Genomic DNA, 14,475 nt, shown 5'->3' on the forward strand with positions numbered 1-14,475 from the left:
GTCACAGACGGGGATGATGGTCTGGTTGAAAACCGTCGTCGAACGGTGAGAGTGGAAGAGTCTTTATCCAGATGTATGAGGTATAGTAGATATGTCCGGCGTCGAAGAGCAACTGCTCGTTCTTCTGTATCTCTTCACGATAGCCGCAGTCGTCGGTATCCTCACCACGAGATACTCCCGGGTGCAGTACACGACCGGACTCCTCGTCGCTGGATTACTCATCTCTCTTATCGGGTCACCGGTCGACGTCCCACTCACGTCTGACCTCATTCTGCTGGCGTTGCTCCCGGCACTCGTGTTCGACGACGCCCTCAACATCGACGTCAGGTCGTTCCGCGAAAACATCGTCCCTATCCTCACACTCTCAGTCGTCGGGTTACTCGTCTCGATTGGCCTCATCGCCCTCGTTGGAGGGACCGTCTTCGGCTTTTCGCTCGCAATCGCGGTGCTCTTCGGGGCGATTATCATGCCGACCGACCCGGTATCGGTCCTCTCCGTGTTCGAGGAACTGGGTGTCCCGAAGCGACTCAACACACTCGTCGAAGGCGAGAGTCTCCTGAACGATGGCGTCTCTATCGTCGTCTACTCGTCAGCGCTCGCTGTCATCGTCGAGGCAGAGACACAGGGAGTCGACCCGAGTGACTTCGTTACCCCATCGGTGTTCCTCGCCGACGTCGGTATCGGCATCTTCGAGGCACTCGTCGGTGGTGCAGTGGTCGGTGGTGCAGTCGGATACGCCGCGTACGAGGTCATCTCGCGGGTCGACGACGAATTAACTGCCGTCGTCATCTCGTTCATCGCTGCGTACGGCGTCTACCTCTTCTTGGACCTGTTGGGAAGCAGCGGTGTCATCGGAACCCTCGTCGCCGGTATCTTCCTCGCGGCCCGTCCGAGTCGCACAGAAATATCCCCGGCGACGAGTTTTACTGTCGAAGCAATCTGGGGATACGCAGCTTTCATCGCAAATACGCTCGTCTTCGTCACACTCGGAGTCGTCACGCCTTTCGACCTTCTCCTCGAATACGCCCCCCAAATCGTCGCCGCCATCGTTGTCGTCTTCGTCGCTCGTGCCATCGTCATCTATCCACTGGTCAGCCTCCTCAATCGGTGGTTGGACAGACCAATCTCCCGAGCGTACCAACACGTACTCTCGTGGAGCGGCATCCACGCGTCTGTCTCCATCGCGCTCGTACTTGGGTTCGCAGAGTCGTTCTCTGGACCCCTCACAGAGCAACTGTCTGCCCTCGTCTTCGGCGTCGCGGCCTTCACGCTTCTCTTCAACGGCACCACGATGGGACGAGTCGTCGACAGGGTTGGAATCAGCAAGCAGCGACCACCGGAACGGCTCTACGAGGCACTACTCGGTAGACTCAACGGTGTGGACGCTGCACTCGAAACTGCGGAACGACTCCTCGAAGATGACGAAATCCCGACGAGTGTCTTCGAAAACATCACTACGGTCTACAGACGTGAGCGTGCCGAACTCGACACCGCAATCGAGCGCCTCCTCGATATGCACCCCGACATCCGCGAACACGAAGAACGACTCGGCCAACACCGAATTCTCATCGCAGAATACGAGGCCATCAGTGAAGCGATGCAACGTGGGGAAATCAGTGACGACGTGGGAGAACGCCTCCTCGACGACGTGAAAGTCGAACTCGACCGTGTCTTGTCCGACGAGTGGACGATAGAAGACCCAACACCAGACGGATTCACACCCTACTGGCGACGGGAGTTGAACCGAGTGGGCGTCGAAGTCAGACGCGACGACCACGAGACAACCGGGGACGACGACGTTGCTGGAGGTACCGACCGGTCAGCGAAGTGAGATGCTGTCCAGTGGGGCCGCTTCGAGCCACGTCCACTCGCATCAACTATCACACCTGTGCACTCTTATTCTGGGGTCACCTGCTGGTCTCCGCGTTCTCCCGTGAGCCCACCGGTTTTGCTGGGGGCCTCACTGCGTCTTCCGAGTTCGCCCCCTGCGACCATGAGGACGACGAGCATCACCAAGGCACCGACGAGTAAGATGGTTACTACGTCCGGGTCCTGAAAGTTCTGTGCGGCGACGACGAGTGCAGCAGAGATGTTGCGTTGCCCAGTCCCGAGCCCAAGTACTGACTTGTTGTCCGCGACGGGTCCACCGAGTACGTATCCAACCGCGAACGAGACGGCGACGAACACAAACAAGGCGAGTATCACACCCGTCCCAACGACACTGACGAGGTTATCGAAGTTCAGCACCAACATCAGCACAGTCAGGAAGACTAACGCCGTCGTGGACGTCTGGGACATCACGGGTTCTACCGAAGTAGCGATGCCGTCGTACCGAGCCTTCACGACGAGGCCAATTGCCAGTGGAATCAACATCAAGACGACGAGTGAACTGGCGATGTCGAGTGGGTTCACCTGAACACCCGGCAGTAACAGTGGAAGGACGAGTGGTACGTAGACGACAGTCGCCACCATCAAGAGCACCATCAACCCGACACCGAACGCGATGCTCCCCTTCGCAACTTCGACGAGTTTCGGCAGGAACGGTGCGCCAGCGGCCGTCGCGAGAAGGATAATCCCGATGGATTGGCCTTCAGACAACGGGAAGACCAAGACGAGAGCGTACGCGACGGTCGGAATCAATACGAAGTTAGCGACCAGCGCTTTCGCGACCAGACTCGCGTCTCTCAAGGGGTCGAGAATCTGCGAGACAGTCAGGCTCAATCCCATCGAGAGCATACTCGTTACGACAAACACGAGGACCGACAGCGTGGCCAGCGATTCGAGGACGACAGCCACGGCTATTCACCCCCTCGCCGGGTGACAAGAGACATGCGGTACGAACAATTAGCGAGCGACTGGTACGAGGCGTCGGACCGCGATGTGAAACAGACGCCACCACGCGAGACTGCCAGCCAGTTCTTCGCTTCGTTGGAGTCTGTCTGTCTGTCGTCCTGTTTGTCGTTGGTGCCCTGCTGGAGGCCGTAGACGGACACGTCTTCTGCGATCGATTCCACTTCGCTGGTGAAATTGGTGGTTGCCATGGGGTCACTCTCCAAGCCGCGTGGTTCAGACACGTCTATAGACGAGGTGTTCGCTCATAATTCACTATTCTCAGATGACAGAAGAACTGGGAACGAGATATATTGCAGTTCACCGTTCGCCCACACCGAACCATTCAGTACTGCGATTTATCCCTTCCTACCGGAGACTGTCGATTGTCGAACCCAACTATTCAGCCACCAGCTACATTATGTCGTGAATAACCGATATTCTTCGGAAGAGAACTGTGGTTCTTCCGTCCATAACGGACTCTCTGCCAGCCCATAACCAAATTCCTCCAGACCTATCACTCAACAAGAATTCGGCTATGAATCCCTCGAGTCACTCCTCCGCCAAATCTTGTCCCCCGATTCAGTCCGTGGGACCAACCGGTTCAGACCGGGAATCGATGACGATTGCCACGGTTACTGCGAAAGGACAGTGACCCCCACGAAGCGGTTCCTCGTGGTCAGCATGGTCCTGATGCTCGTCCTCCCGACAGGGATGACTGGCGCCCTCGCACAACACGGCGAGGAGTCAGTCTACTCCATCGAGCAAGGCGGCATGTGTTACACCGCCGAAGCTCTCGGAGACGGAAACACATCTGTCGAATCGTTCTACGAATACCGAAACAACGAGACATCTCCATCCGGGATTTACTCGTCGTACGGCACGGGCTACCTCCAAGAGAACCAAGTGAGTAGTATCTTCTTCTACCATGGTTCGCAGGGAGTCAGCCTCGTCTTCCTCCACGACGAACTCGGTGAAGCGCCGTACGGTGGGACAGCGACGTTCACTATCCAGGGACTGCCTGCAGGTGGCGACTGGGCCGTCCAAGACGACTACTACGACGATGGAAACCAGGACGACGACTGGGAGCTCTCAGGGTCGTCTGCAAAAATCGACTGGAAGTGGGCACCAAATCGAACCGATGGTGGGGCGTACCGCGGATTCGAAAACCTCCAGTCAGGCGATACCGTCTCGATCACGCCAGCATTCAACGAAGACGCAGACCACTGGGGCGACTGGCTATGGTCCGAAGGGAACAACCGAATCAGCGAGTTCCAACTCATCTACGCGGATGGCACTACTGAGACACTCGACATGAGCGAACAGGTCACGATATCCGCAGGTCCATGTGAGGAACCAACGCCAACGCCAACTCCGACTCCAACGCCAACGCCGACGCCAACTCCAACCCCGACGACCACGTCTACCCCAACTCCGACTCCAACGCCAACGCCGACGCCAACTCCAACCACAACGCCAACGCCAACTCCAACGCCAACCACAACGCCAACTCCAACGCCAACCACAACGCCAACGCCAACTCCAACGCCAACCACAACGCCAACGCCAACTCCAACGCCGACGCCAACTCCAACCACAACGCCGACGCCAACTCCAACCACAACGCCAACGCCAACTCCAACGCCAACCACAACGCCAGAACCAACGCCCACGTCTACCCCGACACCAACGCCAGAACCAACGCCCACGTCTACCCCGACGCCAACGCCAACACCAACACCAGAACCAACACCCACGTCTACCCCGACGCCCAAACCGAGCCGTAACAGCGGCGGCAGTGGTGGAGGCGGTGGCGGCGGTGGTGGAAGCGGAAGTAGCAGCGGAAGCTCCGGCTCGTACGAACCGTCAGCGAAGACCAGAGCGACGGAAGTGACAGAGACGCAGGTGCAGTTCGACGTGTTCGGTGCCAAAGAGGGAGTGCCTGTCAAATTCCGCCCGCCGGCATCGATAGCCGGAGAATCCGGCACAGAAGTCCGTGAAATCTCAGTCACGTTGAACAAGTCTGCGAGCACGTTCCGCATGGAGATGCGGAAGTTCACGGAGAAACCCAGAGACATCGACGACGTTGCCGACGCCGACGACACCATGCTCTATCTCGAGATAGAGGGTGACGAGACGATGAAACAGTCTCTCGAGGAAGCCAGAATCAGGTTTACCGTCTCGAAAGACGACCTCGAGTCGAGGGGAACGACTCCCGGGAACGTCGCACTCTATCGGTTCCACAACGGTACGTGGGAGAAACTCGATACCAGGGTGGTTCAAGAGCGGGACGGCCAGTACCTGATGGAGGCGACGACACCGGGAACGTCGTACTTCGCAGTCGGCGTCCGACAACCAGTTGCGACTATCTCGAACATCACACCATCGACGACCGCAGTGGTCGACGAGCCGACGAACCTCACTGCCGAAGTTACCAACACGGGACGCGTCGACGGGAATATCACAGTCGACCTGACCGTCGATGGGACGGTCGTATCCAACCAGACGGTGGCGATACCGTCCGGTGAGACGGAAACCGTCGCGTTCGACTACCAGTTCAACAGGACCGGAACGTACCTCGTCACCATCGGCGGCGAGAGTCGAGAACTCCTCGTCGAAGAGCCAAGAACGGCACTCGGCCTCGCAGATGTCAAAGCAGATGCGACCACCATTGCACCGGGTGAAAGCGTCACACTCATCGCGACTGTCACCAACACCGGGAACCAAGATGGAACGGTCACCCTCACCTACGAGGCGTTCGGAACCGTTATCGAACAGCGAAATGTCTCTGTCTCCGGTGGCCAGACAGAAGTCGTCACGTTCGAACAGACCATCGAGTCACCCGGTGAGTACACCCTCAAAGTGAACGACCAGGTCATTACCGTGACCGTCGAAGAAGGACAATCGAAGTTCGGTACCTCAGTGACCGAACAGCCTAACCAATCTGAGTCAGGTCAGACTGGCGGGCTAAACTACGGTCTCATGGCTATCGTGTGGATTGCAGTGATTGCCGTCATCGCGGCCATCGGTATCCGCGCACGCACGCGGTAGTCAGGGCCTTCCGCTGGAATTTCTCGCCAGAGAGTCGGTGAACGTCGTCTTCCATCGGCACTTCCATTCGCGTCGTGTTGACTCACAGACTCCGAGACTTGGTAATTCGAGTATTGACCGTCTCCAGAATCGCGCGGTAGAGAGGAACCTGTTCACTGGGGGCCACATCGAGGTACGGTTCGAACAGTTCGCAGTCTATCGCGCGACGGTCGGAGACGACTGCGTCGAGGTCGAACTGCTCCGCCGTGGTGGCACCGAGTTCGTCGTGTAGCGAACCCATGGGTCGGTTGGCCATCCGACGGAAGGCACTACGAATGGTCTCCAGACTCGATTCCGAAAGCTTGGCAGGGTCGACAACGGGAATTTGGTCTAGAGTTCTCCCAGTGACGTCGAGGACACCTAACCCGAGTCCAGTGCTCGCCAGTACCTCTGTGAAGAGTGCTGTTGGTGAGAAGTTCAACAGTGCCGCTAACTCTTCGGAAGTCACGTCTACGCCGTCGTGGGGGTCGAGTCGGTAGAACCGATGGGTCACCGTCCGGTTCGGATTGTAGGCGACGAAGTGCCGGTTGTGCTGCCGATTCGGCCAGACGACGTTCGTATTCGTCTCGCCACGTGTTCCAATCGCCCACCACTCGCGTTTCCCTCGTCGACCCGACGCAGTGTGATACGTCCCCCGGCGTTCACCCCACGCGATGTACCGCCGAACGTGCGTGTCCGAGAGGTCCGTTCCCCGCGGAATCGAGACGAGATAGCTCTCGAACTCGTCGTTCGAGAGGTCGATGTTGGTGACTTGCTGAGGGGATTCGACGAACGGGACGACGAACGCTGACTCGACGGTGAACGTCTCGTCTGTCTCTCGGTTCCGAATCGTCACGTGTCGGTCAGTCCGTGGGTCGCCTTCTTCCAGTGCGACAAAAAAGAACCCATCTGCACCCCCGGTGTTCAGATACGAACCGACCGAGGCAATCGTCGAAAGCGGCGTGAAGATATCTGCACCTGCTTCCAAGACGTCGAAGTACGCCGACGGAGCACGGAGGAATTGACCCCACGAGTTCCCCGTGTAGGTTCCACCCGGGAGTGCAGGTGTGGACGCAGGGGACGACTCCGTTTCTCGCTCCCGACGGTGCTGTGTCGTTCCTCCACCAAGTCGCCAGAGCGCAGATTCTTCGAGCCAAACGACGCGGCCAGCGTCGAATCGTCGAATGCGTCCCCGTTCGCTCCCAAGTGCAAACTCGTCTGTTCTATCGTCTTCCCAACTGTCGACGAGGATGTCGGCCATCGTCGGTGGAGAGACCACACGTTCGTACGGTTCACTCAGTGCAACGAATTTGACGTCGCCAGCTAGTGACCGTTGTGACGTTCGATTTGCGACGGTGAGGGCAGTATTGATACTCGCCCCAGCGAAGCTTCGCTTCTTCCGATTGTCCACGATACACTCGATATCGGTGAGTTCGAGCAACCCTTGCTGGAGTCGCTTTCCGTACGCGGTGTCCAGCCACGTGTTGGACGTGAGGAACAGCAACGTCCCACCATCACGAAGCAGGTCGATTGCTCTGAAGAAGAAGTAGAGGTACAAATCGCTGCTTCGGTACGGCTTGATTCCGAACGTCTCCTGCACGTAGGTCACGAGGGCAGTCTTGTACGCCGCCTTACTCGAACGAACGTCGGCAGGGAGCATCTGACCTGCACCTGACTGTGTGCGGTTCTGTTGGGCGATGTGCTGATGGTCGACGTATGGTGGATTCGTTATCACGACGTCGAATCCACCTTCCCGTACGGCATCGAGGCCGTCTCCTTCCCGACCGACGACGCTGTCCCCCGTGTAGAGGTTGAACGAGAAGTCGAAGGGTGCAGACCCCTCAGTTGGGATTTCGGATTCGTTTTCGGCGAACCAGAGCCACAATCGGAACGCCGCGACACGAACGGCCCACGGTTTGATATCGGCACCGTAGAGAGCTCCGTCGAGAATCTGGGATTTCTGCTCGGCGTCGACAGTCCGACCCACCTTCTCGAAGAGTTCAGTCAGTACCTGTCCCATTCCGACGAGGTACGCACCGCTCCCACACGCAGGGTCCACGATACGGAGATTCCGAAGGATTCCTTCGAGTTCGTCGTCGAAGTCGCTTTTCGTTCGGTCCCACTCGTTCGGCGTACTGAAGAGAAACGCGACGAGTGCCCGCTTACGTGCAGTTTCGAGCGGGCCCATCTGGTCACAGAACTGCTCGTAGAGGGCTAGCCGGCACATCAAGTCGACTTCGACACGCGGTGTGTAGAAGATACCCGCCTCGTCGCGGTCTTCTTCGGTGATGAACGATTCGTAAATCTTCCCGAGCATCGAGGGGTCGACTGCGACGTCGACGTCGTACGAACTCGCTTCGGAGATGGTGTAGTTATACTGTTCGAGGAAGTCGAAGATGACCGAGGCCAGTGCAGAATCGGAGAAGTACCACTCACTCCGGTCGGCATCTGTCGGCTGGAAGAGTCCGTCGTTCATCGGTGGACAGTCGGTGAGGGCCGCCTCAACTTCGTCCGGGAGGGACGTGAATGGAGACGTACCTTCCGGGAGGTCCGATTCACAAAAGAACAGTGCCGAGAGCCACGTTTCGTGAAACTGCTCGTCCTCGCCGGACGCCCGATACTTGTCGTGGAACCAGCGAACAAAGTCCGTTCGTCCACCTGTCCAGCCTCGCCGTTGAAGATAGTAGAAACACAGCAATCGGGTGAGCGTGACGTGGGCGTACTGGTGGACGTCTTCGGTATCGACGCCGCTCTCACGAATGTCGTCCGAAAGCGTCTCGAACGCCCACTTGTAGTCGTCGTAGAACTCCTCGGTGAGAGTGTCGACCTGAAAGGCCTCGTCGATACGGTCAGCGAGTTGCCCATCGTGCACTCCGATTTTCGCCAGTGCATCCGAGACGTGGTGGTGTGTCTGTCCTTCGCCGAGTGTATAGCGTCGAAGAACTGGACGGCCAGTTCTGCCGTCGTCGACACCCGTTCGGAACGGTGTGACGAGGTGCCAAACGGTGCTATCGGGGGCGTGAAAGACAGCGATGAACGTGCCTTCGGTAGCCCAGTCCATCCCAAGACCAGTGTGTGTGAGACGCTGAACGAAGTCTCGTTCTGCAGTGCGAGTCAGCGCCGGGAGTTCGACGTAGAGAACACGGAAGTCGCCCGCCCGTGCGAGTAATCGGGCAGACACCTCCTCAGATACGTCCGATAGCGACTTCCTTTCGAGTTCCACCCACCCGGAGCAACCCTGCGATGATGCCGACGCCTCGAATCCGAGTACGTGAACGAAGAGGTGGTGAAAGAAGGCCGCCGCACCGGTCTCTGGAGACTGGTCGCACCCGGTAAACTCGTCCAGCGACAGTTCGTCGTCGAGCAGGTGGCGTATCTCTTCTGTCCTGTCGTCGTTCATGAGTGGAAGAGCGGAGACGAGTCCCCACCGATGCTGCAACCAGCCATGGTTGGTAATGACTCTCGAGAAGCGTAAACGTTAGGCTGGTTGACGTTATTGGCGGGGCATCGTGTCAATCGAGTTCGTGTCAGTAAGTGCTAATTTTAAAGTCGTCTGAAACGAAACAGTGACAGTATCGTCACCCGAGAATATGAGTTCCGCCATACAAAACCGACGTTCCACGGACAAGCAGAAGTGGCACACACGCTCGGTCGACCAGACACTCGCGGAACTCGAAACAGACGAGGAGGGCCTGTCACAGACAGAAGCAGCGAACCGACTCACAGAGTACGGGCCGAACGAAATCCAGAGAGAAGACGAGATTTCACCCCTCGAAATCTTCATTTCCCAGTTCGAAGACTTCCTCATCTACCTCTTGTTTTTCGCCGCTGGCCTCTCGTTGGCGGTCGGTCTACTCCCCGGAGAAGAACCCAACTACGTCGATGCAGGCCTCATTCTCGTGATATTGCTTGGAAACGGGATATTCGGGTTCGTCCAAGACTACCGTGCCGAGAAGGCCATGGAGGAGTTACGGGAACTATCGTCTCCAGACGCGACGGTGTTACGAGACGGTGAGAAGCGAACCGTCGCCGCGGAAAACGTCGTTCCCGGTGACGTGGTCGTCATAGAACAGGGTAGCGCGATTCCAGCAGATGCTCGACTTATCGAGGTTACGAACCTCGAGACGTTGGAAGCGCCGTTGACAGGTGAGAGCGCCGGCGTCAGCAAGACCACAGACGCACTCGATTCGGAGACACCGTTGGCCGAACGATCGAACATGGTCTACATGAATACGGACGCGGTCAAAGGCCGGGGCAAAGCCGTCGTCGTCGAGACGGGGATGCGTACCGAAGTTGGAGGAATCGCGACGCAGATTCACGAAGCAGACGAGGGCCAGACACCCTTCCAAGAAGAGGTGGACGAACTCGGGCGTCGAATCGGCTACGGTATCGTGGGACTAATCGCCCTCGTCGTCGTCGTGCAGTTACTCTTCACGCAAGCGAGTACCATCGCCGTTCTGTTGACGGCCATCACACTCGCTGTGGCCGCCGTCCCAGAGGGTCTGCCCGCCGTGGTGACGTTGACACTGGCGATTGGCGCACGGAAGATGGTCGACAAAAACGCACTCGTCCGTCGTCTTCCAGTCGTCGAGAGCCTCGGTTCTGTCGACGTGATTCTCACCGACAAGACCGGAACGTTGACCGAAAACCAGATGACTGTCACGCGCGTCGCGTTCGGGTCCGACGTGTACGAGGTGACGGGTACCGGCCTCGACACCGAGGGCGAATTCTTGCACGACGAAACGCACGTCGACCCAGACGTACTCGACCCCGTGTTGCGGTGCGGGTTGCTCTGCAACAACGCTGAGAAAGCCCCAGCATCTGAGGACAGAGAATACTACGGCGACCCGACAGAGGTTGCGTTACTCGTGTCTGCGAAAAAGGCCGGCATCGAGCACGACGCTGAACGGGTCCGCGAGATACCCTTCTCCTCAGAACGAAAGCGGATGACCGTCTTGGTCGCGGAAGGCGAGGTGCACACCGCGTATACGAAGGGTGCTCCAGAAACAGTCCTAGAGCGGTGTAATCGTGTAGCCGTCGACGGCGAAGTTCGGGAGTTGACAGACGAAAAACGCGCAGAAATCCTCGAAAAGACCGAAGCATTCGCTGGGGATGCACTCCGTGTTCTCGGGTTCGCCAAGAAATCGGTCGACGACCCTGACAGCGACGAGACCGCGCTCGAAGAGGATCTCGTCTTCCTCGGGTTGCAGGGCATGATAGACGTGCCTCGCGAGGAAGTCGACCGAGCGGTCTCTGACTGCCGAGACGCCGGAATCCGTGTCGTCATGGCGACCGGCGACAACCTCCAGACTGCGAAGGCTATCGGTGCCCAAATCGGGTTCGACCCCGAGGGTGCTCTGACAGGGACCGACGTAGAGAAGATGAGCGACACGGAACTGCGCGACGCCGTCGAAGACGTCGAGATATTCGCTCGTGCTGCACCCGACCACAAGGTCCGGGTCCTCAAAGCGCTTCAGTCGAACGGACACCGAGTTGCCATGACAGGCGACGGTGTGAACGACGCACCGGGCGTCCGGAATGCCGACGTGGGAATCTCGATGGGAATCCGCGGGACGGACGTCACGAAAGCAGCGTCTGACATGGTACTGCAGGACGACAACTTCGTCACGATTCGGGACGCAATCGCAGAGGGACGAGGTATCTTCGACAACATCAGGAAGTTCGTCAATCTGCTGCTCTCGGCGAACGCTGGCGAAGTACTCACCGTCTTCGTAGGCGTACTCATCGGGAGCGCACTCTTCCCCGAGCTCTTTGCGGCGCAGTCGGAAGCACTCATCCTGACGCCAGTGATGTTGCTCTGGATTAACCTCGTCACCGACGGCCTCCCAGCGCTCGCACTCGGCGTCGACCCGAAGGCACCGAACGTCCTCGAACGCGACCCTCGAAGTACAGACGAGTCCGTCATCGACACGCGAGTCGTCATGTCTATCCTCACTATCGGTGTGACCACGACCATCACTGGGTTGGTCCTCTTCTTCCAGACGTTGGGAACCACAGAGTCGATAGTGAGCGCTCAAACACTGCTGTTCACGTTCTTCGTGGTCGCAGAGATGGGAATCATTCAGGTCATCCGGCGGCGGTTCGGCCAGCGTCTCCTCTCGAATACGTGGCTGGTCGGTGCAGTCATAACCTCGCTGGTGCTCCAACTTCTCGTGCTGTACACACCGCTTGCTGGACTCTTCGGTGTATACGGACTCGGCCTCAGAGAGTGGGGCTACATCACTGTCGGCGTCCTCGCCGTCTTAGTCACGAACTACGTGATATCCCTCGTCTACGACCGAGTGTTGTAGTTCTCGGGCGTCGTCGGCGGTTCGGTCGGTAGCGCCTGTGTGCGAATTCGAACCGACGAGGCCTCTCGGCCACCTGCGTTCCAAGCAGGCGCATTTGTCCACTCTGCCACCCCACCGGTATCGAACTGTGTTCGCAACGGCGTGGTCCGTCGGATACCACTAGGTTGTGAAAGTAAGGAGTGGTCTACAACTGCGGCCCGCCACCGGTCGTAGCCTCCATCCCTTCGTTCCACCCGCCGGTGTCGATAACCTCGAACAGTTGACCTCAGTTCTCGTCGTCTTCGCTCTCTGGAAGTTGGTCACGACGGTACCTGAAGTCAGACGGGGAACGAGTTCACTCACTGGGTCGGCGATGGTGTCGCGACGGGGTCGACCATCAGAGCCTGCATCCGACACGTCCGAGATGAAGGTGCAGGCCACATCGTTGTCGGGATACTCGTCGGACCACCGGACACGATTCACGAACTCGAAGAGTTGGCCGACGAAGTGGTGTGTCTGAAAGCACCGAGTAACTTCATGGCCGTTGGTTAGTTCTATCGGACCTTCGACCACGTCTCCGACGAGGAGGCGATTGCGTATCTGGGAAGTGGCTCGTGAGAACGATAGGTACAGACTTGGCACCACGCGTTGAACTAGACGACACCGACCGAACAGCGCGGATGGACAGCGAGCAGACAGCAGAGACGACAATCGAGGGAGACCAATGGATATCAGCGAAATCGTGTCGAAAGAGTACGTCGAATTGCCCCCAGACGAACAGGTGTCGAAACTCGTCGGCGCGTTCGAAGACCCCACAGTCCAGGGAGTCGTCGTTCGCGGCGACGAGTTCGAAGGAATCGTCACGAGAAAGCAACTCGCAACCTCGCATCATCAACCCGAGAAAAAACTCAAATCGCTCGTCTGGCACGTCCCCCACCTCGCACCCGACGAGGACGTCCGAAACGTCGCACAACTCATGCTCGACAGTGATTCGAAGTTCCTCCCAGTATTCGACGGGCGCGAACTACTGGGGGTAGTCACCGCCGACGACATCCTCCGTGCAGTCACCCCGTTCCTCGACGTGGCGACTGTCGAAGACGTCCAGACGAGGAACGTCGTCACCGTCGACCCGACGTCGACGTTCGGTGAAGCGCTCCACATCTTCCGCGAGAATCGAATTACTCACCTGCCGGTCGTCGAAGGCGAGACAGCAGTCGGTATCCTCAGTCTGTACGACGTGGTGGGCCTCACAGTGCGGCCAGAACAGAAGAGCAAGGGAGGCGACATCAGTGGCACAGACTCGTTTGGTGGAGGGATTTCGAGCAGTGGCGGTCGTTCGCGCCGGGGTGGCTTCGGTGCCCGGGAAGGTGAGCTCCAGCGGATGCTCGACTTGCCGGTCCGAGATGTGATGACTGAACCAGTACGAACCATCGACCCCTCGGCTACGCTCGACACTGCTGTCGAGGTGATGCTAACCGATGGAGTATCGTCGCTCGTGGTTACGACGGATGGAAGCCCGTTTGGTATCGTCACGAAGTCCGATATCCTCGACTCACTCACGTGGGAAGCAGGCGGCAATCAGGCCGTCCAAGTCTACGGAACTGACCTGCTTGACGACATGTCGTACGCCGAAATCGTCGACATGGTCGAACGACTCGCGAACAAAGACCAGCGAATGAACGTTCTGGATGCGAAGATTCACCTCCACGAACACGACGAGAAGCTTCGTGGGACACCACTCTTGTTCGCACGAATCCGTCTGCACACTGACCAGGGGTTGTACCTCGCGTCCGGCGAGGGATACGGTGCGAGTCACGCCATCACCCAAGCACGGGAGGTCTTAGAACGCCAGATACGCGACAAGAAAACCCAAGGGCGAAGCAAGAAACCAAAAGACGAAGCGTACTGGGAGAAGCGCTTCGGCTGGATGCTGGAGGGAGAATAATTCAGGTGGGTAGATAGCCAGGCCGCAGGACCACACGCGCCTCGTACTGAGGCGCGACTGCTGCCGGTGAATTCACGCGCGCACACCGACAGGGAAGATGTACAGCGGCCGCTGGTCTGCCGGTGCACCGACGACATCCGCGACCATCTGGTCCCCAAACGCACCAATCGAGACAGTCGAGTCCAGACCCGACGCTTCCCCGCGTCACCGCCGCACTCCCTCGCCATCGGGAGGCCGAATCGCCGCTGCGCACTCGGTACAGAGACCGGCATCTCGGTCGTAGTGAGCGGTGCAAACGAGCGCCCCGCACCGTCTACACTGATATTCGGCCGGTGTTGCTTC

The 14,475-nt window shown here is 58.3% G+C and carries 7 protein-coding genes and 1 pseudogene; 4 read left to right on the plus strand and 4 right to left on the minus strand.

All coding sequences use genetic code 11. From position 1 onward, the window contains the following. Window positions 1-91: 91 nt before the first annotated feature. Window positions 92-1,831 carry a cation:proton antiporter gene (locus tag GJR96_RS16635; protein ID WP_151164584.1) on the plus strand — a complete coding sequence of 580 codons (1,740 nt, stop codon included), beginning with the start codon at window positions 92-94 and terminating at the stop codon, window positions 1,829-1,831. A gap of 65 nt (window positions 1,832-1,896) precedes the next feature. Here the strand turns inward: GJR96_RS16635 and GJR96_RS16640 are convergent, their stop codons facing one another. After that, window positions 1,897-2,796, minus strand: coding sequence for a bile acid:sodium symporter family protein (locus GJR96_RS16640; protein ID WP_151164586.1), 900 nt, complete (start codon window positions 2,794-2,796; stop codon window positions 1,897-1,899). Between the two features lie 2 nt (window positions 2,797-2,798). After that, entirely contained in the window at window positions 2,799-3,041 is a 243-nt protein-coding gene (locus GJR96_RS16645; RefSeq protein WP_151164588.1) for a hypothetical protein, read from the minus strand. Window positions 3,042-3,480: 439 nt separating this feature from the next. Between GJR96_RS16645 and GJR96_RS16650 the strand changes: the two genes are divergently transcribed. Next, window positions 3,481-5,880: a PGF-pre-PGF domain-containing protein gene (locus GJR96_RS16650; RefSeq protein WP_225317778.1), complete on the plus strand. Its 2,400-nt coding sequence runs from the start codon at window positions 3,481-3,483 to the stop codon at window positions 5,878-5,880. A gap of 82 nt (window positions 5,881-5,962) precedes the next feature. On the opposite strand, the gene GJR96_RS16655 is transcribed toward GJR96_RS16650, so the two are convergent. Beyond that, window positions 5,963-9,298 carry an HsdM family class I SAM-dependent methyltransferase gene (locus GJR96_RS16655; RefSeq protein WP_151164590.1) on the minus strand — a complete coding sequence of 1,112 codons (3,336 nt, stop codon included), beginning with the start codon at window positions 9,296-9,298 and terminating at the stop codon, window positions 5,963-5,965. Between the two features lie 190 nt (window positions 9,299-9,488). Here GJR96_RS16655 and GJR96_RS16660 point away from each other — a divergent pair, with 190 nt between their 5' ends. Then, complete coding sequence (locus GJR96_RS16660) at window positions 9,489-12,209, plus strand: cation-translocating P-type ATPase (RefSeq protein ID WP_151164592.1); 2,721 nt, start codon at window positions 9,489-9,491, stop codon at window positions 12,207-12,209. A 184-nt stretch (window positions 12,210-12,393) separates the two neighbouring features. Here the strand turns inward: GJR96_RS16660 and GJR96_RS18565 are convergent. Further along, window positions 12,394-12,534 (minus strand): annotated as a pseudogene (locus GJR96_RS18565) (DUF2267 domain-containing protein); the annotation flags it as partial. 378 nt (window positions 12,535-12,912) lie between these two features. Here GJR96_RS18565 and GJR96_RS16670 point away from each other — a divergent pair. Beyond that, a complete protein-coding gene (locus GJR96_RS16670; protein WP_151164594.1) occupies window positions 12,913-14,133 on the plus strand; it encodes a CBS domain-containing protein in 1,221 nt (406 codons plus the stop codon). The last annotated feature ends 342 nt before the right edge of the window (window positions 14,134-14,475 follow it).

Source organism: Haloferax litoreum (genome assembly GCF_009674605.1).
Taxonomy (GTDB): domain Archaea; phylum Halobacteriota; class Halobacteria; order Halobacteriales; family Haloferacaceae; genus Haloferax; species Haloferax litoreum.